The 1,357-nt window shown below is 62.4% G+C and carries 1 protein-coding gene; it reads right to left on the bottom strand.

The window, feature by feature from the left end; all coding sequences use genetic code 11:
* Positions 1-161: 161 nt before the first annotated feature.
* Complete coding sequence (locus AP428_RS34230; RefSeq protein WP_082409486.1) at positions 162-1,256, bottom strand: IS5 family transposase; 1,095 nt, start codon at positions 1,254-1,256, stop codon at positions 162-164.
* Positions 1,257-1,357 lie beyond the last annotated feature (101 nt).

The following is a 1,357-nucleotide window of genomic DNA, read 5'->3' as shown; positions in this document are numbered from 1 at the left end:
CTAGCAGGCTGTTGAAAAGAACCTCGTTTTGACAACCGAGGCAGTGTTTCAAAGGATTTCGTATGCGATTAGCGGCCGAGTTGCAGACGTATCGTGCCGGATGCCCCGCTGGCGAGCGGGCTGGCCGGCGCGTCGCCGCGCGGCGATCGCACTTGGGCGGCTCATCGCGCCGCTCCTTGCGGCACCGCTGCCAGTATTCGCGCCATTCGAGTCAGGTTGCTCGCCAGCATCGTCAGCTTGAAGTGCTGGTCGACTCGCTTGATGCCGCGATACGCAGTCTGTCGAATCCGGCCGACGGTCTTGCCCCAGCCGAAGTGCTCTTCGATGCGCTTGCGAACCACTTGGCTAATGCCATAGCCGACGTGCCGCGAGGTGCGGCCGTCGATCGCGCTGCCGCCTTGATGCGTGTCGTTGCGCGCGACGTGCGGCGTCACTTTGCGCGCTCGGCAATCCCGCACAAAGTCGCGCATGTCGTAACCCTTGTCGGCGCCGAGCGTCTTGGCGTGACGACCCGGTACGCAATCGAGCAGGTTCAACGCACTTGCGCGTTCGGCGAAACCGTCGGCATGGCTGACCACGGCCCCAACCACCAAGCCCGAGCGGTTCTCCATCAGGATGTGCCCCTGATAACAAAGGATGGCTCCGCTTTGCCTACCCTTACGGAACAGGCGCGCATCCGGATCGGTGCTCGATTCATGCGTGTCGTTGCTGCGCCGCTTGCCCTTCCAGTCGGTGTCGACATTGCGACCACCACCGGCTGGCGGGTCGTCCGAACCGTCCTTGGGCCGGAAGCTCTTGTGGCTGGCCCACGCCTGGATCAGCGTGCCATCGACCGAGAAGTGGTCTCTGGACAGCAGCCCTTGCTTGTCGGCCAAGCTCATGACTTCGGTAAAGAACGCTTCGACCACTTCGTGCTCGAGCAGACGATCACGGTTCTTGGAGAACACCGAGTGGTCCCAGACGGCGTCTTCGATGGCGAGGCCGACGAACCAGCGGAACAGCAGGTTGTAGCGCATTTGCTCCATCAGCATGCGCTCGCTGCGCACCGAGTACAGCACCTGCAGCAGCAACGCGCGCAGCAGCTTCTCGGGCGCGATCGACGCACGGCCGCTGTCCGCGTAGATCGTGCCAAACAGCCCATTGAGCCGCTTCAGCGCTTGATTGACCAGCAGCCGAAGCGGCCGCAACGGGTGATCGGCCGGCACGAAGTCTTCCAGCTTCACCGTCGTGAACAGCGGTTCTTGCATCTCGTCCATTCCGCGCATCGCTCTCGTCTGCCCAAGATCATGAACACGATATCTCTAACGCACCGCCCTCAGCGCCCGTTTACACCGTCCCGAATTTCAACAGCCTGCTA

It is taken from the genome of Burkholderia sp. E168m22 (genome assembly GCF_001319805.1).
In the GTDB taxonomy this organism is placed as follows: Bacteria; Pseudomonadota; Gammaproteobacteria; order Burkholderiales; family Burkholderiaceae; genus Burkholderia; species Burkholderia orbicola.
Note: the sequence above shows the minus strand (reverse complement) of the source record. Positions and strands in the feature narration are given on the sequence as shown.

What these genes read in the sequence shown, in the direction of transcription:
- AP428_RS34230 (WP_082409486.1), bottom strand. Translation starts at nt 1,256, where the DNA reads ATGGACGAGATGCAAGAACCGCTGTTCACGACGGTGAAGCTGGAAGAC.